The following is a 21,249-nucleotide window of genomic DNA, read 5'->3' on the forward strand; positions in this document are numbered from 1 at the left end:
ATCGATCACGTCGTCAACAAGAAGGCTGACGTCATCCGCGTCTACCTGCCGCCGGATGCCAACACGCTGCTGTCTGTCACCGACCATTGCCTGCGCAGCCGCAACTACATCAACGTCGTCGTCGCCGGAAAGCAACCCGGGCCGCAATGGCTGACAATGGAACAGGCCGTGCGCCATTGCAGCATGGGCGTCAGCATCTGGGATTGGGCGAGCAACGATGCCGACAGCGAACCGGATGTCGTCATGGCCTGCTGCGGCGACGTTCCGACGCTCGAAACGCTGGCCGCGGTGCAATTGCTGCGCGAGCATCTTCCGGAAGTGAAAGTGCGTGTCGTCAATGTCGTCAACCTGATGAAACTGCAACCGGCAGAAGAACATCCCCACGGCCTCACGGACCGTGACTTCGATGGTATCTTCACCAGGGACAAGCCGATCATCTTCGCCTTCCACGGCTATCCGTGGCTGATCCATCGCCTCACCTACCGCCGCACCAACCACGGCAACCTGCATGTTCGTGGCTACAAGGAGGAAGGTACGACGACGACGCCGTTCGACATGGTGGTGCTCAACGAGCTCGATCGGTTCCATCTCGCCGGCGATGTCATCGACCGCCTGCCCCAGCTCGGCGCGCGCGCCGCCTATTTCAAGCAGGCAATTCAAGCCAAGCTGATCGAGCATCGCGAATATATCGAGAAGCATGGTGACGACATGCCGTCGATCAGCGGTTGGAAATGGGGCGTTCCGGGTGCGCAACAGGCGAAGCCGACGACGTCGACCGAGGGTGACAATGTATAGGACAGTACCCCTTCGCTAGAAGTTTGCGTTGAAGGATCTTGCTATGGTCCGGTTGGCCAACGAACCTGGAACGGATGTCGGGCACCGCTACGCCGCGATTCCCGAAACCGCCCTGCTTTCCAACGGCCGATACAGCGTACTGCTCACGGAATCCGGGGCTGGATATGCCTCCTGGCGCGGCCTCGATGTCACACGTTGGCGGCAGGATACGACCCGCGACTGCTGGGGTCAGTTTTGTTACCTCCAGGACGTCGACAGCGAAAAGGTATGGTCACTCGGGAAACAACCGATTTATCGGGAAAATGCGATCTATAAACGCACGTTCCTTGGCGATCGCGCGGAGCTTCAGTGTAAGTGGGCAGATATCGCGGCGACAATGACGGTCTTCGTCGCTCCGGACTGCGACGCCGAAATACGTTTGCTTCGTCTCGTCAACAAAGGAGCGTCGACAAAAAAGCTCCGCGTGACCAGCTACTGCGAGGTGTGTCTGAACGATCGGCGTGCCGATAGCGCGCATCCGGCGTTCGCGAAGCTCTTTGTCGAAACCTGGTTTGATTCCGAATCAGGTGCACTCTTTGCCCGGCGTCGACCACGTAGCGCTCTCGAAACGCCGACCTGGGCCGTCCACGTTTCCGCTCTAAGCGGACACGACTGCAATTCAATTGAATACGAAACGGATCGCTCGCGTTTTCTCGGCAGGGGCGGAACGTCTTCGAACGCTCATGCCCTCGGCAGGGAAACGTACTTGTCGGGGACCACCGGACCCGTCCTTGATCCGATTCTCAGCCTTCGCAGGACCCTATTCCTGGAAGCGTCAGGAACGGCCGAGATCGCATTCGTTACGGGCGCAGCCGACAATCACAACGACGTCTTGGCCATGGCTCGGCGGTTTACGGACATCCGGGCCTGCGGCAAGGCTCTGGCGCGCGCCAAAGAGACCTACGCTCACGAAACCGGCGCGTTGAAGCTCAACGCCGAAAAGGTGGCAACCTACAATCGACTGGCAGCGGCACTCACGTTCTCGCATCCTGGGTTTGGTGGCGAAAAGCCGCTCGGCGAGCGGCCATTTGATATCGAGGCGCTGTGGGCGATCGGTATCTCTGGCGACCTCCCCATCGTCTTGCTGCGTCTGGACGTACCTGGCGACACAACCATTGTTGAGGACGCAATCAATGCTCACGCATTCATAAGCGAGCGAGGGCTTTCCTTCGACCTCGTCGTGCTTGACGACAGCGCTACGCCGGAAACGTCGCGATTGCTCGCCGACATCAAAGGAAGGCTCGAAAGAGAACAGGTCGGAAAACGCGGAGGACTTCATTTTCCATCCGGCGCCACCCTTTCTAGCTCATCGGCTGTGGCTCTCGGCGCCGCCGCGCGCGCCGTGTTTTCCTCTCGGCGTGGCTCCCTCGCCTCTCAAGTTGCCCTTCGTACCCTCGACTCGCCCGATACACAGGTCGAGATCGGTCCAATTGTTCCACCGGTGCCCCGGTCAGAAAAGGCAGCTGTCGCTACCGATCTGCTCTTTTGGAACGGCTTCGGCGGCTTCTCGCGGGGTGGCAATGAATATGTCATCGCCACGAACAATATGACGCCCGCGCCTTGGTGCAATGTGATCGCAAACCCGACGTTTGGTTGCCTGACGAGTGAAACCGGCCTTGGATACAGTTGGGCCGGCAACAGTCAAATGAACAGGCTCACGCCGTGGTCGAATGACCCTGTGTCGGATACTCCGGGCGAAGTTGTCTACCTTCGCGACGAGCAAACCGGCGAGATCTGGACACTGACGCCACTGCCGCTTGGACAGTCTACGACGACGACCACAAAACATGGCCAAGGGTATAGCTGCTACGAAGGCAAAGCCGGATCACTGCACCACGAACTGACCGTCCATGTAGCCGCCTCTGACCCAATCAAAATCATCCATCTGGCCCTTCGAAACAACGGGCCTAAGGCGCGCACCCTTCGCTCGACCTACTTCGTCGAATGGGTCTTCGGCACCTTGCGCGAAAACGCGCCGGGCCGAATCGAATGCGCTGTCGATGCCGAATCGCACGCCTTGATCGCCAAAAACCTTTGGAGCAGCGCGTTTTCCGAAAAATTGGCCTTCGCTGCATCGAGCCTGCAGCCGCAGTCCTTCACATGCGATCGTCGCGAGTTTCTCGGCCAGAATGGTTCTGTTGCTCAGCCGTCGGGGCTTAGGAGCCGTGCTCCAACTGGCGGCGTTGGAAATCTTATCGATCCCTGCGCTGCGTTCACGGTCGAGCTTTCAATTCTGCCGGGTGAAAGCACCGAACTCGTGTTCGTACTCGGGCAAGCCGACAATCGTGATGAGATGCACAGGCTCATACGCGACTATGCGGATCCGAGACTTGCCCGACGATCCCTGGCCGCGGTCTGCGAGCAATGGGACAAGCTCTTGGGTTCGGTCACCGTCCGCACGCCGGATGCGGCCTTTGATATCATGATGAACCGCTGGCTGCTCTATCAGGTCCTGGTCTGTCGGCTTTGGGCCCGAACCGGCTTCTATCAATCGGGGGGTGCCTACGGATTTCGCGACCAGCTCCAGGACGTCGCAGCCCTCGTCCATTGCGCGCCAGATGAAGCGCGAACGCACATCCTTCGCGCTGCCTCGCGGCAGTTTACCGAGGGAGACGTTCAACACTGGTGGCATCCGCCATCGGGTGCCGGCGTGCGCACACGCATGACCGACGACCTCTACTTTCTACCCTACGTCGTCGAGCACTATGTATCGGTCTCCGGAGACTACGAGCTCCTCAGCGAGCAGGTTCCTTTCCTCGTCTCGCCGCCTCTAACGGACGAGGAGGAGGAGCGCTACGAGGTCCCTCCGGCCAGCCAGGAAAGCGGGACCATCTATGAGCACTGTTGTCGGGCACTTGACCGAGGTTTGCGGCTAGGCAGCCACGGAATTCCGCTCATGGGTACGGGCGACTGGAATGACGGCATGAACAAGGTGGGTGCCGAAGGCAGGGGTGAGAGCGTCTGGAATGGATGGTTCTTCGTGACCGTCCTCAAATCCTTCGCACCCGTTGCCTCGGCAAGGGGCGACCAGGGTCGGGCTGCGTGGTGCAACGAGTGCTCTGAGACGCTGCGCGCGTCGTTGGAGGCTCACGCCTGGGACGGCTCCTGGTATCGCCGCGCCTATTTCGACGACGGCACGCCCCTTGGCTCGTCAGCAAACGACGAGTGCCAGATCGACGCCATACCTCAGGCCTGGGCAGTCATATCCGGCGCAGCCGATACCCGACGCGCCACCAGGGGGATGCAGGCCGTCTGGCAGCGGCTTGTGCGTTCCGAAGACAAGCTGATTCAACTCTTCGACCCACCCTTCGACAGCGGGCCGCTACAGCCGGGCTACATAAAGGGCTATGTTCCTGGAATCCGTGAAAATGGCGGCCAGTACACGCACGCGGCCGCCTGGGTCGTGCTGGCGACAGCAATGTTGGGGGATGCCGATCGGGCGTTTCGTCTCTGGAGCATGCTCAATCCCATCAATCATGCCCTGTCGCGCAAAGAGGCAGAGCATTACAAGGTCGAGCCGTACGTCGTAAGCGCCGACATTTACGGCGCCGCCCCCCATACGGGGCGTGGAGGGTGGACCTGGTATACCGGATCAGCCGCATGGCTCTATCGTGTCGGACTAGAAGCCATTCTGGGGATCCGCCGGCAGGGTGATCGCCTCTTTATCGAGCCGTGCGTTCCATCAACCTGGCCAAGCTATGAAGTTGATATGCGCTTCGGAACGACGCTCTACCGCATTTCGGTCAGCAGAGGTGCGAAAGGGGGACGCGAGTATGAGCTCAGCGTAGATGGCGACGGCCTCACCAGCCGATCTGTTCTGCTTGTTGACGACGGCAGTGACCATGTTGTTCGCCTGGTGGTTGGCTGAACATGTCGCAGTTGCTGTCGACAGATCCCGAACTGAACCGGATGCCGACCGAGCAGGATCTTGCTCGGTTGCAGTTCACGACACTGCTCTACTATCTCCACTGCACCAACCCGGACAATGGCCTGGTCCGTGATAAGACGCAGGAAGACGCACCAGCAAGCATCGCCGCTATTGGCATGGCGCTTGCGACAATCCCTGTGTTGGTCGAGCGCGGCATCGTCATTCGCAAGTTTGCCGCAAAGATCGCACGTCGACGGCTGCAGTTTCTGCTTGAATGCCCGCAGGGGCCGGAACCCGACGCCTCCGGCTACAAGGGCTTCTTCTACCACTTCCTCGACATAGAGACCGGCCGGCGCGTTTGGGAATGCGAACTGTCGACGATCGACTCCGCCTTCCTGTTCGCCGGGGCACTGACGGTGGCCTCCTATTTTGACGGCGATACGCCGGATGAAATCGAAATTCGCCGGTCGGCAAATGCGCTCTATGAGCGTGCCGACTGGAACTGGGCCTGCGATCACGGACTTACGCTGACCCATGGCTGGCGGCCGGAGAACGGCTTCATTCCTTATCGCTGGCGCGGCTACGACGAAGGCCTGCTCCTCTACATACTCGGGCTCGGCTCGCCCACCTATCCACTGCCACCGGAAGCCTATGCCGCCTACACCGCAAGCTACGACTGGCGGAACCTCTACGGGCGCGAACTGCTCTATTCGGGACCGCTGTTTACGCACCAGCTCTCACATATGTGGATCGATTTCCGCGGCATCCGTGACGAGTTCATGCGCGAGCACAACAGCGACTATTTCCAGAACAGCCGGCACGCGACCTTCGTGCAGCAAGAATATGCCATCCGCAACCCACTGAATTTCGTCGGCTATGGCGAACATTGCTGGGGCTTCACGGCAAGCGACGGCCCGGGCTGGACCACGCGCACCGTGAACGGTGTCAAGCGCGAGTTCTTCGACTACATCGCTCGCGGCGCACCCTTCGGTCCGGACGACGGCACCGTGTCGCCCTGGGCTGTCATCGCCTCCCTGCCCTTCGCGCCGGAGATTGTCATCCCGACGGTCCGGAATTTTGCTCGAATGAACCTCGGCATGACGCGCCTCTACGGTTTCAAGCCCTCCTTCAATCGAAACTTTAAGGTGGAAGGAACCGAATCCGGCTGGTGGGTCAGCCCCTATCACTTCGGCATAGACCAAGGACCGGTGGTGCTGATGATCGAGAACTACAGGACCGGCTTGCTGTGGAACATCATGCGCCGCTGCGAACCGTTGGTGGTGGGGTTGAGACGGGCGGGTTTTTCCGGCGGCTGGCTCTAAGATTTAAAGGTCGTGGAAGATGAGACCTCGTGACGGGAGGAATTGGACATGGACAAGGAATCGCTCTCTCATCCGCATCAAGGAATTTCCAGGAGGGATCTGCTGGTAGTGGCAGGCACTGCTGCTGCAACGTTTGCAAGCTACTCTTCCGTGGCACGAGCCACTTCAAAGCAAGGCAAGTTCGCCGTAGGGGAAGCCAAACCCGGCGAGGACATCTTCGCCTATATCACCAGAGTTAAAGGTGGCTTCGATCTGACCACCTACCAGCAAGCCATAGGTGCCGCTAATGAATTCAAGGAGGGGGATCAGGCAATTGGAGTGGCTGCTGAAGACGAGACGACTCGGAAGAACGCGCGGGCTCTGCTGGCGAATACGAAAATACGCGACCTTTACCGGCAGCCGCTGTTCGAGGACGCCCTGCAGCGATTGATCTGGCAGACGACGGATCAAGCCCAGTATGAGAAGATCAAGGACTGGACGATGGGGGAACTCAAGGCGTTTCTCCTGAGCAAGCCGGAAGAAGAGATCAAAGCGGTCATGAACGGCCTGACCAGCGACACGATAGGCCTTGTCCCGAAATTGATGAGCAACGACGAGTTGGTCTCCCTCAGTCAGAAGATATTCAATGTCATGCCTGGAACCCAAATGGGGGCCAAGGGATATATGGGCGCGAGGATTCAGCCAAATTCTCCCACGGACCATCCCGACGACATCGCGTGGCAGGTTTTTGATGCCTTCTCCTATGCCACCGGAGACATTGTCATCGGCACCAATCCGGTCGACAGCACTGTCAACAGCGTGGTCGCAGTCGAACGCGCACTTAAGGATATCGTCGACACCTTTGCGCTAGGTGAGGTGATCCCCTGGTGTGTTCTTGCACACATCGATGTTCAGGCAGAGGTCGGCGAACGATTTCCGGCAACAGTTTCCACGATGTTCCAGAGCCTTGCCGGGACCGACGACTGCAACAAGATCTTCGACATCACCAACGACAAGATCCTGAACTATGCACGGTCGAAGAAAGGGGAACGGTATGGTCTCTACTTCGAAACGGGACAGGGCTCGGAATTCACCAACGGGGTGGCAAACGGCGTCGACATGATGGTGCTGGAGTCCCGCAAATACGGTTTCAGCAGAGCGGTCGGGATCGAACTGGCAAGGGTACAGCCCAGGGGAGCATGGCTGCACGTCAACGATGTCGCTGGCTTTATCGGGCCGGAAGTCTTCAAGAGCCGCGATCAGCTGGTGAGATGCTGCCTTGAAGACATGGTGATGGGAAAGCTCCACGGCCTCACGATCGGCCTCGACATCTGCACGACTCTACACATGACTGTCAGCCTTGAAGACCTGGACTGGTGCCAGGATCAGATCATGCCGGCCAATCCTGCCTACCTCATCGCGCTACCCACCAAAAACGACCCGATGTTGAGCTATCTCACCACGTCGTTCCAGGATCATGTGCGCATCAGGGAAAAGTTCGGCTTCAAGGTCAACGATGCAATGTGGGATTTCTACAAGCGCATCGGGATCGTCGGATCCGACGGCCGATACACCGCCAACTACGGCGATCCGCTTTGGGTGTATTATCAGTATCGGCTCGCCAAAGGCGACGGCCGCCCGAAGGACGCAATCTATGAGGAGGGCCGCGGTAGAATGCGGGAAGTCGAGCAAAGAGGCGTCGATCTCGCCACAGGCCACGGCGAAAAAATCTGGGATCTCAATCCAGCCCTCGCCGACAAGGTGCGGGGGCTTTACGATGACGCCAAGCAATCTCTGTGGGCCGAACTCACGCCGGAATTCGCGGCCGGAGTACCCAATGTCGTACCGGTGCGCACGCTGTCCAAGGATCGCAACGATTTCATAGCGCATCCGAATACGGGCGAAGGCTTGAACTCGGAAGCGGTTGCAGCGATCGAGACGCTCAGGCGTTCCTGGGGAAACGACATTCCAAAGGGTCAGATTATCATCTCGGACGGTCTCAACGCCAAGGCGATCATGGACGACGGACATCTTGCACCGTTCCTGGAGGAGATGCGCAGGCTGCTTAGTGAAGCCGGCGTCCCGATGAGCGACAAGAACATCCTGGTCACCAGCGGGAGGGTGCGCGCCGGGTATCGGATCGGCGAGATGCTCTTCGAAAAGGCAGATCCCGAAACACTAAGAGGTGTTCTTCACATCATAGGCGAGCGGCCGGGGACCGTGCATCATGCTTATTCGGTCTACATCACCGTCGCAAAAGGCAAACGGTGGTCAGAGAAGAACATTGATCACGATCTCACAAGGCTCGTCAGCAATGTCGCAGATACAGCATTGCCACCGAAGGAGGCGGCCAGAGAGACGCTGACCATCATCAGGGAAATCGTCGCTAAAGAGGTGAACGGCAGCCGCCGTTACGGATAGGCGCCACCATCCTCAATTCCTGATACCGGGCACAAAGACAGTAACTGCGGCGCGTGGTCGTAAAATTCACCCACGGATTAGGAGCGGTGGGACAGAGCGTCTTCGGCGATGCGCGGCAGCCTCAGGCAGTGACAAACGAAAGGCAGTGGTTGGAGGCTCGTTGCTTACCATTTTGGGGCCTGCGGCTTCGCGACCACCGGATCAGCGTGTTTGCGAAGAGGTGCCGCGATGGACAGCCAGCAAGTGCCGCTCAGAGTAACAGCAATGCGTTTCGTGCAGTCCGTCCGGATCCTACTGGGGTCGGAGGTTGGCGGGAAGGCGAAGTGGATGTTTGCCGCCCTCGTCGCATTGCTATGCGGCTTGAACGCTCTTAACGTCGTCAACAATTACGTCGGCCGAAACTTCATGACGGCGATCGCCGAACGCCAGATGGCTGAGTTCATTCGACAGGCGATATTCTATATCTGTGTCTTTGCTGCACTTACGATCGTCGGTGTCATCACCCGCTTCACCGAGGAAAGATTGGCACTGGTCTGGCGCAAATTCCTTACGCAGCGCGCCGTCAATATGTACCTGGCTGACGGGACGTACTACCGCCTCGACGTCTCCGGCCGGCTTGCGCACCCCGACCAGAGAATTGCCGAAGATATCCAGGCTTTCACTGTGACCACGCTTTCCTACGTCATCATGCTGTTCAGCAGCAGCCTGACAGTCGTGAGTTTCTCCGGCGTCTTGTGGTCGATCAGTCCCTTCTTGTTCGGCGTTGCGGTGCTCTACGCTGCCTGCGGCTCCTATATGACAATTGTCCTCGGCCGACCTTTGATCGGACTGAACTACGATCGGCTCGACAAAGAGGCCAGCTTCCGATCCTCCCTCATTCACGTTCGAGAAAACGCGGAATCTGTCTTGATCACAAGAAGCGAAGAGCAACAAAGAACTCGGCTGCTTGAGCGGATAGACGAGCTGGTTGCCAACATCATCAGCATCACCGCAGTCAATCGCAATCTCGGATTTTTCACCGGCGGATACAACTGGATGATCCAGATTATACCCGACTTGATCATCGCTCCGGCGTTCATGCGAGGCGAAATCGAGTTCGGTGTGATCACGCAGGCGGGTGCAGCCTTTGCAATGCTCGTGGGTGCGTTCTCCCTGATCATCAGGCAATTCAACTCTATCTCCAACTTTGTTGCAGTCGTGTCACGGCTGAGTTCGCTGCTGGAGGCAATAGAACAGAGCCAGGCAGTGCACGCCTCGGATATCGAACTGGTCGAAGAGACTGGGCGTTTGAGCTATGACCAGGTCACGTTGCGGTCGCCGGATGGCTCTCCTCTTGTGAAGGAGTTGTCCGTATCCATCCCCTTGGGAAGCCGGATATTGCTTACAGGCACCTGCCCGCCCGCGGGCACCGCTTTGTTTCGAGCAACCTGCGGCATCCCGACGGCCGGTGCGGGCCGGATCACGCGGCCTGCTGCTGAAGATCTCATGTTCCTCCCGCAGCGCCCGTACCTACCCCCCGGATCCTTGCGGGAAATCCTGCTCCCGAAAAGCAATCTCGACGAAAATGCCGATACTCTAGCCAGGCAGACCCTCAGCGATATTGGCCTTGAGGGGTTGCTGCGGCACGGCGAAGGGATGGACAAAGAGTTAAGCCGGGATTTGTCACTTGGCGACCAACAGCTCCTTGCGATCTCCAGAGTCCTTCTTGCCAGGCCAAAATTTGTCTATCTCGACCGGCTCGAAGCAACGCTGGGACAGAAACAGCTCGGCAGGGCGCTCAACCTGCTTGGTGAGAGATCAATCACCGCCATCAACATCAGCAGTGAACAAGCCGATGATCCTGGCCTCTACGATGCAGTTCTGGAGTTCGGCGAAAACGGCCAATGGATATGGACGCCTGCGCGGCTGCAGCCCTCGCGGGCGGATTGAGGCCTGTTGGCTCACTCGCATTTTCGCGAGGGTCTGGGGTGACATTCCCCGATTGGGTTCGGCTGACAACGAGATCACCGTGATCGACCTGACCAAGGTGTAGGCCGGGGACAGCATGCATCACGGAAAATTCGCGGAATCTCCTGAAGTCGTCCAGCTGATCGGCGCGCGCATCTCCAATGGACAGCCGCTGACGGAAAGCCGAATGGGGCTCGGGGACCATCTCTTCGCGGGAACCACCGGCGCTGCGGTCGCCGCGGGAAGCGCGGCAGGCCCCATCCTGGCCGCGCCCGTTGCCCTACGTAGGTGATGCGAATACCCGTGACAACTACGCGAACTACGTGGGTGGCCTGTCGGGACAATTGGGCGGAAAGCAGAAGATCGCAGCGAAGGACTGCCCCTCAACGGCGGTTTCATCATCGACGCTCTGCAGGAAGCCCTAACCTGGAACCGGTTGAAGCTGTTATACGCTTGAAACTGGCTGCCTAAGTGCGGATCGTTCGCTTGCCGACCGACGGTTGACCCAGAGAACGTCTGCGGGCCGAACCGGCCGGTACCCGTCCCGCCAACGGCCAACCATCGTAGCGACAAGCCTGAAAGGTGTCCTGCAGTTTGCAGTGCGCTGCGGGCAACTTCTGTGGCCCTAGACGTAGCAGACGAAACCCACGATGGCGCCATCGTAACCGTAACGTACTTGCCAACCCCCGCGAACAAAACACTCAATCTGCCCGCGTGTAAGCCGAACTGTGCACTCGGCTATCACAATGCGGAAAGGGGAGATGACAGGAATGACACGGATTGTGAAATCGGCGGTATTCGCCGCCCTGGTGGCGATCGGTTCGAGTGCCCATGCGCAAACGTCGCGTTATGACGACTTGTCGACCATTCCCCTCACCGAAGGCTACCTGTCGAAAGAAGACAATGCCAAGCTCAAGGACGAGCTGCTGTTCCAGCGCGCCGTCCAGAGCTACCTCTGGGCGCAGCCGGCGCTCAACATTTTTGCGATGAAGGAAGGATCCGAAAAGCTGTTTGGCAAAGGCTACAATGTCCTACCGGTCTGGAAGGAACGCCTCAACGCCAGCACACAGGTCACCACGCCGAATTCCGACGTGATCTACGCCATGGGCTATCTGGACCTCAAGCAGGACGGGCCGATGGTGCTTGAGGTGCCGCCCGGCCTGCAGGGCATTCTGGACGACTTCTTCCAGCGCCCCATCTGCAACCCCGCCCCCGTGGCGGAAAAGACCTGGTATCCGGAGCCCTACTCGAAGGACATCTGGTGCGGCGACGTCGGCCTTCCAGGCCCAGACAAGGGCAAAGGCGCCAACTATCTCGTCATTCCGCCGGATTATGAGAGCGAGATCCCCAAGGACTTCATTGTCTACAGATCACGCACCTACAATGTCTTCGTCTTCTGGCGTGCCTTCTTCAAGGATCCCGCCAATCTCTCCGAGCCGGTCGATCTCGTCATGAAGACGAAGATCTACCCTCTCGGCAAGAAGGACAGCGCCAAACCGATGGTGTTCCCCGACGGTTCCAAGGCGTCGCCCAACATGCTCTATCCGACCGACGGAAGCGCATTCGACATGCTGTCGCGTTTCATTGACAGCGAATATGTCGACCCGGCCGACGCGGACATGCGGGGCATGCTCGCAAGCATTGGCATCATCAAGGGGCAGCCGTTCAATCCCGACCAGCATGCCCGCGTCATCCTCGACAAGGCGGGCAAGACAGCGTTCCGCATCGGCCGTGCGATCGCCTACGATCCACCGCCTATCGTGCCGAACACGCGCTGGTACAAGGACCGCCAATGGGTCAATCCGTTCCCGGCCGATACGGAGTTCACTGGCCCGTCCTTCAAGTACATCGACCTTAGGACCGGCTTCTTTGCGCTCGCCTATTCGGCAAGCCCGGCGATGGCCGTCAGCATGGCCGGCATGGGAGCGAAGTATCCGGTCGCCTTCACGGATGCCGATGGCGATCCGCTGTCCGGCGGCAAGTCCTACAAACTGCATCTGCCCAAGGATATTCCAGCCGGAATCTTCTGGTCGGTCACGGTCTACCGGCCGGAGACAGCCTCGGGGCTCGCCAACGGTCAACCCTTCCCGTCGCTCAACACGATGGACAAGCCTGTGGCCAATGCCGACGGCTCCTACGACATGTATTTCGGACCGGAAGCGCCGAAGGGTCACGACAAGAACTGGCTGAAGACCAACCCTGGTGAAGGTTTCTTCGCCATCCTCCGGCTCTACGGACCCAAGGCCCCGTTCTTCGATCAGTCGTGGAAGCCGGGAGACCTGGAGAAGCTTCAGTAGCACCAAGTCGGCGTTTCAGCGGCGACATGAGTTTTGCACCAGCATGTCGCCGCCCATCGTACACCCGATTAGAGAAAGGGAAATCCGCATGTATCGCGCCTCGCTCGCAGTTTTAGCGCTCACCCTCGCCTTCTCGTCTCCATCCCTGTCGCAGGATGCAACACCGGCATCCTCCTATACGTTTGAGCGCGGTTATCCGACGCCTGAAACGACGCAGAAGGTGCGTGCCGACGCCCTCCTCCAGCGCGCCCTTATCGCCTATCGGTTCTGGTATCCGACCGTATCGGTGGAAGGCATATTCCAAGGCAACCGAAATGTCGGGATCGAAGACGGCAAACAATGGGGGATCGCCTCGACAGGACCACGCCAGGTCGGCTTCACGCTCAATTCGGATACGCCCTACGGTTCGGGCGTTCTCGATCTGTCGAACGGCCCCATGGTCATCGAGCTTCCGGAAGGTGCGTTCATCGGACTGGTGGACGACCACAACCAGGGCTGGGTACAGGACATGGGCCTACCGGGTCCGGACAAGGGCAAGGGCGGCAAACATCTCGTCCTGCCTCCGGGCTATGACGGCGAGGTGCCCGAAGGGTACTTCGTCGGTCGCTCCACCTCGATCAAGAACCTTATCGCACTTCGCGCACTTCCGGTTGGCGGCGACGTCAAGAAGGCCCTGGATGGCCTGCGATCCGTCAAGATCTACCCGCTTTCGCAGGCCGATAATCCAAGACCGCTTGAAGTGATCGAGACCACGGAAAAGGCGATGGACAGTTCATCGCTGCGCTGGGAAGACAATCTGCAGTTCTGGCAAGTCCTGCACGGCGTCATCGATGCCGAGACCGCCAACCCCGCCTTCCTGCCGATGTACGGTCTGCTTGCAGAACTCGGCATTGAAAAAGGCAAGCCGTTCAATCCCGATGACGGCATGAAGGCGGTGCTGGAGCAGGCTGCAAGGCAGGGTCGCGACCAGATGCTGGTTTCCGCGTTCGACAGCGACCGGCCGGACCGCAAGAACTGGTCGGATCGGCAATGGGAGTGGGCCGGCCTTGTTCCGGGCAACGCGCAGTTCGAAACACCCGCCGGCATCGACCTCGAAGCGCGCGATCGCTGGTTCGCGCAGGCGATCGTCGCATCTCCGGCAATGTTCCGGCGCGATGCCGGAGCAGGCTCGCTCTATTGGCTCGGCGCACGCGACAGTTCGGGAGCGTATCTCGACGGCGGCAAGAACTACAGGCTGACGATACCGCAACCCGTGCCGGGCAAGCTGTTCTGGTCGGTTACTGTCTACGATTCCGCGACCCGCTCTCAGGTGCAGACTGATCAGGACAAGGCGGCGCTGCGGTCGCTGTTCGAACTGAAGGACGTGAAGGGCTCCGAACCGGTCAGCCTGTTCTTCGGGCCGGAACAGCCGAAGGACAGCGAAAACCGGTGGATCAAGACATCGCCCGGCAAGGGTTGGTTTGCCTATATCCGCATCTACGGACCGGAGCAGGCGGCTTTTGACAAGAGCTGGACGCCCGGCGATTTTGAAGCCGTCGCACCGTAACCTCCAATCGCCGAAGCGCTGGCCCCACCTCGACCAAGAACGAGATCGGCCAGCGCGGGCCGATGTGAGATTTGCTTGAGGCGCCTCTCCTGATCGATGCGGTGGCGGCCGGAAGGTAGGATCCACTGATTGCAATAGCTCAACAAGGCGTGCGTCTTGCTCTGACCGGGCAGGTGATGGGAAGCATTCTTGTGGATTTAATTAGGCGCGCGACAGGCCCACCGCCGCAACATTCCAGTCGATACATTAGCCATTCGCTTGGTGGGCGGCTTGCGCAGGCGCTCGCTGAGCGGTGGCCCCATCTCGTCGGCAAAATCATTCTTATGTCCACGTCCGCCGCATTGCGCGAGCGCCACGGATGGCTGTGGGAAAACATCCAGATGCTCCGCGATCCGATTGACCCGGAAAGCGCTTCATAAGGGATTGGTGTTCTGGCGCAGTGCCGGTCGACGAGTGTTTCCTGGCCCAAGCCCGCCGCGCAAGCGCCGCGGTGCCATCACGCATATGGCATTCGATCTGTTACGAGCAGCTTGCCCACGACCCGTCGCCGCTTCTCCAGGATATTTCCGCGCGGACCCTTATTCTCCGGGGCGAGGAGGACGTGATCGCGACCGAGGAACATCAGGCCCAAATGCGGGACGCGATCGCCGGAGCGGAGTTCATTTCTCTCGCCGGCTACGGCCATAACCTTCAATGGGAAGTTCCTGAAAAGGTAGCCGAATTAATTCGGATGTTTCTGGACCGACGTTCATAACAATCAGCCACTCCCGTGAGTGGCACCCTCAGCGTTCCTGCGATCATTATCTCATGCGGCCGGCAACGAAAAACGCGACCTGCGCCACACATCCGGTGGTAAACAGCGTCACCGCAGCCGCAAGAGCCGGATCTTCGCCAAATGCGCCGGTCGCGGCGAACAAAACCTCGCGATAGCCTATGGCCGGATCGCGGGTCTAGGCTCCCTCACCGGGTTCGCTGCAATTCGTACGGCGAACGTACTAGCCCTCCCCCGAGATAACTACTGTATCAACGTTGAAGGGCGGGGCTTCTCGCTGTATAGTTTCATTTGTTATTTAATTTAATTTTTTCAAACCGTTAACATACGGAAGGAGGACATCATGCGCCTTCCTGAGATACCGTGGGCGGTTCCACTATCTGTTCGTTTACAGTCAGGAACGAACCGCATATTCGCATCGGTCTACGACGCGCTGGATTTTCTAGAACATGAATGGCGGATACGGCACGGACAAGGCTATGAACGAGCCATCATGACGTGTCGGGGTGCGCTGAACCACACGGTTCCTTCAGCAGTCGCTAGCGAGGCCTTCATCGGCGCGTGCTTCGAGGCTGGCATGGTGACGTCAGCGGTTGCTGCCCACTATCATGCCCGTTCGGGACCTCGCGGCAACAAGCCATTGGCCTGACAACGCCAAGGCCTGGTTCTGACGTGCCTTTTGAACTTCAAAGACTAGGGTAAAACGCAGCGTAACAGCAGCGTTACCGACGATACATTATGCGATCCACAATCGGGTTCACACGAGCATTTGGTACCGGGGGACGGCCTTGTGACGTTCAATAGAGGTGTCCAATGAAACGCGGGTTCCCTGAAGCTGTTGAGGTCTGTCGTTTCATTTAAGTGCGACCAGTCCTATAATCCGGTGGGTTTGGGCCGAAACAATGGACCGCAAGCTTTCCGCCATCCTGGCTGCTGATGTCGTGGGCTATTCCGCGCTGATGGAACGCGACGAGGCTGGCACGTTCGAGCGACTTCGCGCCGGACGCCAGGAACTGTTTGAGCCGGAGATTGCCCGTCATCACGGCCAGATTTTCAAGCTTATGGGCGACGGGATGCTCGCCGAATTTGGTAGCGTGGTCGACGCCGTGGAATGCGCCGCCTCGCTGCAGCGCGGGCTGGCGGAGCGGAATGCCGCCGTTCCCGGGGACCAGCGGATCCAGATCAGGATTGGGATCAATCTCGGCGAGGTGATCGTCGAGGGCGAGGACCGGTATGGCGAGGGCGTTAATGTCGCAGCCAGGCTACAGCAACTGGCAGACCCGGGCGGCATCTGTGTCTCGGGAAAGGTCGCCCGGGAGGTTGAAAAGAAGCTGGCTTTCGGCTTCGAGCCGATGGGCGAGCAGAAGGTGAAGAATATCGCCGAACCGGTGCAGGCGTTCCGCGTCCTCCTTGAGGGAAAAGCCCGACGCCACCCACCCCGGCCATCGCCTGAGCGCTGGGTTTGGGCAGCAGCAGTCTTGCCACTCCTTATTCTGGTTTTGGCCGGGACGATCTGGCATTTCTGGCCAGCTGCGACAGTAAGCGGCAAGCCGTTGGTAGCGGTGCTGCCGTTCGACAACTATGGCGGCGATGCGGCCACAGGACGCCTCGCCGATGGACTCACTGAGGACATAATCACCGATCTGGCGGGGTTCCCTGAATTCCAGGTGATCGCCCGTAACTCGACGGAACAATACCGGGACAGACCAGCCACGCCGAATGAAGTGGGCGAGGCGCTTGGCGCAGGATTTGTGGTCGAGGGTTCCATCCAGCGTCAATCTGACCGCGTAAGAATTACGGCGCAGCTCGTCGACGCCAAAACGGGCAAACATCTCTGGTCGCAACGCTGGGACCGGCCGGACGAGGACCTGTTCGCGATCCAGATCGAAATTTCCGCGCAGATTTCGAACCGCCTCGGCGGCGGCGCAGGTTTGGTCCAGGAGGCAGGCCGCATCAACGCCCATAGAAAGCCGCCCGAGAATCTCAACGCCTACGAACTCTATCTGCTCGGAACCGAAAAGCTCGAGCAAGTCAATCAGGCGGATGCCGAGGAGGCCGTCAGGCTGCTGACCCGCGCGGTCGAACTGGATCCGGGCCTTGCCCGCGCCTGGGTCGAACTGAGCCATGCCCATGGTGTTTTAATCGGTTTTGGGGTTGATCCCGACAAGAACCGGGCTCTCTCTGCAGCGGCTGCCGAGCGGGCCGTCCAGCTCGACCCGAGCGATGCCGAGGCGCATGCTGTTTATGCCATCCTTTTAGGTGACAGAGGCGAGTTCGAACGCGCCAAAGCAGAGTTCGATACCGCACTGCGCCTCGCTCCCGGTCAGTTCGAAGTTCTGACTTTCTATATCGATTGGGCCTCGACCTTCGGCGAGCCTGAGCGCACCGCGGAACTGGTCGACAAGGCGGTTAGTCTCAATCCCGGTTTCCCAATGTGGAGTGCCAGGATTTTCACTCATGCCTACTTCATGGCTGGCCGGTATGAGGATGCCCTGCGGATGCTGGGCCGCTTGACGCCGGAAAACTATGCAAGGAAACACTGGGTGATGCGTTCTGGCGCGCTTGCGGCTCTTGGCCGAACTGAGGAGGCGAAGGTCGCGGTAACGGACGCACTGAGGAGGTTTCCCAATTTGAGCGTCGAGGGATTTGTCAATATTTCCGGATTCAACGAAGCGGAGCGCCAGCGGTTGATCGAAACCATGCGGCTGGTCGGCTTTCCTGATTGTGCCAAGGCGGAAGAGCTCGCGGAGATAAAAAGGCCATTGCGCCTGCCGGAGTGTGCTACGCAGTAAAAACGGCGGCCGGCGAGCTCGATATGGGCTGGCGTCGCCGAGACCTCCCCGCCGTGTAAAGAAGGACTTCCGTATCTCCTGATTGCCTGTCGCACCGATGTGGACGTCGCCCTGTACGAGGGCTGCCGTGCTCATCGTTGCCGCGCGGGACACTAAAAAAACGAAGAAGGGGCAAACGCAGGTGATTAGATCACGAATTCCTCCTCGTACGTCTGTGGCTCGGGAACGACCGTAACCTCCACCGGAACGATCCAATTGGCCGCGTAGCTCTCGCAGTCGGAACGCGGAAGGTCGGGCTGCACGCACCCCGACCCATCGATCGCGCGACATCGCAGTTTATATCGCCCCACTTCTTCAGGGGTCCACATGTACTCCCACAAGCGCCATGCAAAGGGACGTTCTGTTTCGAGGAGCCTTCCCTCGCGCCAGCCCCTGCCATCTCCGGTGCAGACCTGCACCTGCCGGATAACAGCCTCCCCGCTCCAGGCGGCTCCGAAAATCCGGTACGGTCGGCCGGCGATGAGCCGCGCCCCCTGTACGGGACGCGCGATCTGCGCTTTGACCTCCATCTCCGCAAGGGGGACCAGCCTGGGTTCCCCAAGGCTGCGCTCCCAACGGAAATAGTCGCGCGCCTGCCAGTAGCCAAGGAACGGTTGCTCCACAACCGTGATATGCGTAATCCACTTGACCCAAGCCATGCCGAACCAGCCACCCACGACCGCGCGTAGCGGGTAGCCGTGATCGCGCGTCAACGGCTCCTCGTTCATCGAATAGGCAAGGATCGTGCTGTCAGCGATGGCCTTCTCAAGCGGCAAACTGCGCGCAAAAGCGATGGGGCCGGGAGAAGCCGTTTTCTTGTTCGTGTCGACGACACCGCTGTCTGCGCCTACGAGCAGAACCTCATGTGCGGTTCGCTTAACGCCCACCATTTCTAGAATCTCGCGAAGAAGAACACCTGTCCACACGGCATTGCCGACGGCTCCATTCTGCCACTGCAACCCCTCCTTCGGCGGCACATAGTAGACGCGCCCGTTCCCTGCGCACTCGACGACGGCGGTGAAAGTCGTGCTCCGCATCGCCTTGATACTGTCGAGGTCAAGTTCGATCGGCCGCTCTACCGCCCCGCCAACGCGCAATCTCCAGTCTCGCGCATCGAGGTCCGGCGATGGGAAATGGTTTCGCACGAAAAAAAGCTCGGTTGGGATCAGCCAATCGGAGAGTGACGCAAACGGAAACTCGATGTTCTGTGGGGATTTCTGTCGAACTATTGGACTGGGTTGCTCTGGTGTCGGCATCGTCCTCGTCTCCCCTTCCAAGAGCACAATGTTGGCACTCGGTCGCGCGAATTCCGGTACGATCACACCGCCCCTCGCAGTGCGTCTGTCGCGTTCCGTCTTCGGCCCCATTCTAGCACATAGCGCACGTTCCTCGGATCGGCCTCGAACGCCAGCAAAGGGGCCGAATGCTGCTATAAGCCCACGTCTCTTTCGCGCCCGCTTGTCGTTCAGGCACTACCGCTGGAGAAGACCAGCAACATATTGTTGGTAGGCATCTCGATAGTCTCGCGGAGATTAAGTCCAGCGGCCTCACCCACTTGCTCAAGATCAACGATATCACGCACACCCCAGGATGGGTTGCGCTCCTTTAGAGCCGCGTCGAATGCAGCGTTCGAGGGGGCGTTGTGTGCCCCGTCGCGCATGAATGGGCCGTAGAGAAGAAGAAGCCCACCAGCGTGAAGCAAACGGCCAGCTCCTGCGAACAATCCTAAGCTTGCCGCCCATGGCGCGATATGGATCATATTGATCGACACGATGGCGTCAAAATGCCCCGTCAGTTCGACGCCCCACTGTCCTGAGCACACATCAATATCCCGCGGTGCCAGCACATTCTTCAGCCCTGCGAATTTGATCCAGCTAGACGTGCTGGTGCGGGCGTCGGCATCCGGATCGCTCGGTTGCCAGGTGAGGTTGGGCATTGCTCCCGCAAAACACACGGCGTGCTCGCCGGTTCCGCATCCAATCTCCAGCACGGCGCCACATGTTGGAAGGAGACGTTTTAGGACCGCGAGGATCGGCGCCGAATTTCGCGCAACGGAAGGTGAGAACAAGCGCTGGTCGGCGCTTATGTCGCTCTGTTCCAGCGCAACAGGCGAACGGTCCTTTTCCTCTGGGGGCATTGGCCTTGAATCCCCGTTGGGCGATGTCTACCACCCTATAGCGGAAATGATGGGACTGAAACCAAGGATTTCGGGCTGAAGCCGACCGACGGCTTTCGGCCCCAATTGCGACGCCGGACTTGTAACGACCAAGGATCCGTTCTTCCGTTCTTCCCGCGGGGGCGTTCAGATCAAATCCAGCAACGCGAACTCTCCATCAGCCTGAGCCGACCGGAAGCCGGCAACATGCCGCTCAGTCCGGATGTCTCCGATCCTTTGCCTTGAAGGGATACGAACCGCTGACCCCGCCACTAACAATCCTTTGCGTTGATTGGATGCACCAGCTGCGCAGCGCGATATGCGGTTTGGCATGGCTGCGGGAGACATCCGCATCGAGCCGCGGCCAGAGATAGGCTCGCATCGGGCAGGCAGAGCGGGCGGCCAAGGCAGTTCTCGATGCGGAACGGCGGCTGGCCGGACGGCGCCAACAGCGGACACAGGTAGCGACCTTCGTTCTCATGTTGGTGACCGCTTGCCTATGTCTCTAGCCGGCATAGCGCTGCTACCCGGCAGTCTCTGGTCTTCGGAATAAGCTCAGGTCCCCGTCGGGTCGATCTTGGAGATTTCGACTGGCAATAGGTGTGAGACTTGTGGCGGCCGTATGCAACCGCGCGGCATTGCGGCATTGAGCAACGAGGTGAACACTTGGTGGATGCAACGCGCCAGCTACTCCACTATGAAGTCGTAGCGGCCGAATTTTCCGTCGCTGGTCGCCCTGATATCGAGTAACAAGGCTGCGTTGAATATGCGGTCACGTTCATTGCCAGGCTCATTGGCAAAATAGAGTTGCGTCGTTAGCACGTTCCCCCCGGGCCGCTGAACTTTCACGTGGTAGTGCCGGGTGCGACCAGGATAAAGCCCTGGCACGATCGTCTCGAACCACCATTTGCCTTCTGCATCCGTGAATTGATGTCCGCGGAGTTTGTATCCGATGTTGTCGTAAGTGCCGCTCTCATCAGCGTGCCATAGCTCGATCAACGCTTTCGCTACCGGCTGGCAATTCTTGGTGAGTACGTAACCAGCAAGCGTCAGCCTTTCACCGCCCGGTGCATCGCTTGCGAAGTCCTGTTTTTCAGGGCTCTCCGGCGTAAAGTACGGGCCTTCGGTCTGTGCCGGCGTCAACTCGTGGTCATCACCGCAACTAGCCGTAAGCGGCAACTCCACCGGAGTGCCGGCCGCATGGCCTAGGCTCGGCAGCACAATCGGGGTGGTGACGAAGCTGATAAGGAAATGTCGCCGGGTCGGCATAGCGTTGT

General features: G+C 59.2%; 12 protein-coding genes and 2 pseudogenes. 11 read left to right on the forward strand and 3 right to left on the reverse strand.

Features of this window, described 5'->3' with window-relative positions:
- From BLU35_RS32950 to BLU35_RS33000, 11 genes and pseudogenes are all read left to right on the forward strand, one after another.
- Positions 1 to 795 (forward strand): phosphoketolase family protein (locus BLU35_RS32950; RefSeq protein WP_502688203.1); only part of this gene is annotated, 795 nt, incomplete at its 5' end.
- Between the two features lie 43 nt (positions 796 to 838).
- Positions 839 to 4,702 carry a GH36-type glycosyl hydrolase domain-containing protein gene (locus tag BLU35_RS32955; protein WP_093236254.1) on the forward strand — a complete coding sequence of 1,288 codons (3,864 nt, stop codon included), beginning with the start codon at positions 839 to 841 and terminating at the stop codon, positions 4,700 to 4,702.
- Positions 4,703 to 4,704: 2 nt separating this feature from the next.
- The gene (locus tag BLU35_RS32960; RefSeq protein ID WP_093236255.1) at positions 4,705 to 6,024 is read left to right on the forward strand and encodes a glucoamylase family protein; all 1,320 of its coding nucleotides are present in this window, start codon (positions 4,705 to 4,707) and stop codon (positions 6,022 to 6,024) included.
- 48 nt (positions 6,025 to 6,072) lie between these two features.
- A complete protein-coding gene (locus BLU35_RS32965; protein WP_093236256.1) occupies positions 6,073 to 8,424 on the forward strand; it encodes an ethanolamine ammonia-lyase in 2,352 nt (783 codons plus the stop codon).
- A gap of 228 nt (positions 8,425 to 8,652) precedes the next feature.
- On the forward strand, positions 8,653 to 10,353 hold the full coding sequence (locus BLU35_RS32970; RefSeq protein WP_093236257.1) for an ABC transporter ATP-binding protein/permease: 1,701 nt from the start codon (positions 8,653 to 8,655) through the stop codon (positions 10,351 to 10,353).
- A gap of 28 nt (positions 10,354 to 10,381) precedes the next feature.
- A pseudogene (locus BLU35_RS36505) lies at positions 10,382 to 10,796 on the forward strand (alpha/beta hydrolase); the annotation flags it as partial.
- A gap of 345 nt (positions 10,797 to 11,141) precedes the next feature.
- Positions 11,142 to 12,668 carry a DUF1254 domain-containing protein gene (locus BLU35_RS32980; RefSeq protein ID WP_093236258.1) on the forward strand — a complete coding sequence of 509 codons (1,527 nt, stop codon included), beginning with the start codon at positions 11,142 to 11,144 and terminating at the stop codon, positions 12,666 to 12,668.
- 88 nt (positions 12,669 to 12,756) lie between these two features.
- Positions 12,757 to 14,214 (forward strand): DUF1254 domain-containing protein, encoded by a 1,458-nt coding sequence (locus BLU35_RS32985; RefSeq protein WP_093236259.1) that lies wholly within the window; start codon positions 12,757 to 12,759, stop codon positions 14,212 to 14,214.
- 245 nt (positions 14,215 to 14,459) lie between these two features.
- Positions 14,460 to 14,968: pseudogene (locus tag BLU35_RS36800) on the forward strand (alpha/beta fold hydrolase); the annotation flags it as partial.
- Between the two features lie 361 nt (positions 14,969 to 15,329).
- Positions 15,330 to 15,635 carry a DUF982 domain-containing protein gene (locus BLU35_RS32995; RefSeq protein WP_093236260.1) on the forward strand — a complete coding sequence of 102 codons (306 nt, stop codon included), beginning with the start codon at positions 15,330 to 15,332 and terminating at the stop codon, positions 15,633 to 15,635.
- Between the two features lie 253 nt (positions 15,636 to 15,888).
- Entirely contained in the window at positions 15,889 to 17,778 is a 1,890-nt protein-coding gene (locus BLU35_RS33000) for an adenylate/guanylate cyclase domain-containing protein (protein ID WP_093236261.1), read from the forward strand.
- 185 nt (positions 17,779 to 17,963) lie between these two features.
- Here BLU35_RS33000 and BLU35_RS33005 read toward each other — a convergent pair whose 3' ends face one another.
- The 3 genes from BLU35_RS33005 to BLU35_RS33015 form a co-directional block, all read right to left on the reverse strand.
- Positions 17,964 to 19,073 (reverse strand): sulfite oxidase, encoded by a 1,110-nt coding sequence (locus BLU35_RS33005; protein ID WP_286161712.1) that lies wholly within the window; start codon positions 19,071 to 19,073, stop codon positions 17,964 to 17,966.
- A 209-nt stretch (positions 19,074 to 19,282) separates the two neighbouring features.
- Positions 19,283 to 19,954, reverse strand: coding sequence for a DUF938 domain-containing protein (locus BLU35_RS33010; protein ID WP_093236263.1), 672 nt, complete (start codon positions 19,952 to 19,954; stop codon positions 19,283 to 19,285).
- A 705-nt stretch (positions 19,955 to 20,659) separates the two neighbouring features.
- Positions 20,660 to 21,241, reverse strand: a complete 582-nt coding sequence (locus BLU35_RS33015) for a dioxygenase family protein (RefSeq protein ID WP_093236264.1) — start codon at positions 21,239 to 21,241, stop codon at positions 20,660 to 20,662.
- Positions 21,242 to 21,249: the final 8 nt, after the last annotated feature.

The sequence above is a fragment of the Sinorhizobium sp. NFACC03 genome (assembly GCF_900103435.1).
Lineage (GTDB): Bacteria > Pseudomonadota > Alphaproteobacteria > Rhizobiales > Rhizobiaceae > Ensifer.

What these genes read in the sequence shown, in the direction of transcription:
- BLU35_RS33005 (WP_286161712.1), bottom strand. Translation starts at nt 19,073, where the DNA reads ATGCCGACACCAGAGCAACCCAGTCCAATAGTTCGACAGAAATCCCCA.
- BLU35_RS32960 (WP_093236255.1), top strand. Translation starts at nt 4,705, where the DNA reads ATGTCGCAGTTGCTGTCGACAGATCCCGAACTGAACCGGATGCCGACC.
- BLU35_RS33000 (WP_093236261.1), top strand. Translation starts at nt 15,889, where the DNA reads ATGGACCGCAAGCTTTCCGCCATCCTGGCTGCTGATGTCGTGGGCTAT.
- BLU35_RS32965 (WP_093236256.1), top strand. Translation starts at nt 6,073, where the DNA reads ATGGACAAGGAATCGCTCTCTCATCCGCATCAAGGAATTTCCAGGAGG.
- BLU35_RS32980 (WP_093236258.1), top strand. Translation starts at nt 11,142, where the DNA reads ATGACACGGATTGTGAAATCGGCGGTATTCGCCGCCCTGGTGGCGATC.
- BLU35_RS33015 (WP_093236264.1), bottom strand. Translation starts at nt 21,241, where the DNA reads ATGCCGACCCGGCGACATTTCCTTATCAGCTTCGTCACCACCCCGATT.
- BLU35_RS32955 (WP_093236254.1), top strand. Translation starts at nt 839, where the DNA reads ATGGTCCGGTTGGCCAACGAACCTGGAACGGATGTCGGGCACCGCTAC.
- BLU35_RS32995 (WP_093236260.1), top strand. Translation starts at nt 15,330, where the DNA reads ATGCGCCTTCCTGAGATACCGTGGGCGGTTCCACTATCTGTTCGTTTA.
- BLU35_RS32970 (WP_093236257.1), top strand. Translation starts at nt 8,653, where the DNA reads ATGGACAGCCAGCAAGTGCCGCTCAGAGTAACAGCAATGCGTTTCGTG.
- BLU35_RS32985 (WP_093236259.1), top strand. Translation starts at nt 12,757, where the DNA reads ATGTATCGCGCCTCGCTCGCAGTTTTAGCGCTCACCCTCGCCTTCTCG.
- BLU35_RS33010 (WP_093236263.1), bottom strand. Translation starts at nt 19,954, where the DNA reads ATGCCCCCAGAGGAAAAGGACCGTTCGCCTGTTGCGCTGGAACAGAGC.